Source organism: Roseateles sp. AC306 (assembly GCF_979253795.1).
The window spans coordinates 1-240 of record NZ_CEEDEB010000138.1 but is presented as its reverse complement, the minus strand read 5'-3'; the positions used below and the strand labels follow the sequence as shown (position 1 = coordinate 240).

Below are 240 nucleotides of genomic sequence, written 5' to 3'. Positions count from 1 at the left end.
GGCCTGATCCTGCGCCTGGGGCCGCGGCTCCTGCCGCCGGGCGCCCGAGGTCGCGCCAGCCAGGCGCTGGCGCACTGGTGGCGGCTCCGCCTGCCGCGGCAGGCGGCGCGCTGCGCGCTGCTTTGGCACCTCGCCCTGCTCGGACTGACCCTGGGGCTGATCGCCGGCCTCTACCTGCGCGCCCTCGGGCTCGAGATCCGGATCGGCTGGGAAAGCACCTACCTCGACGCGGCCCAGGTG

General features: G+C 76.7%; 1 pseudogene. It reads left to right on the top strand.

From position 1 onward, the window contains the following. Positions 1 to 240 (top strand): annotated as a pseudogene (locus AC0IZJ_RS28725) (DUF2868 domain-containing protein); the annotation flags it as partial.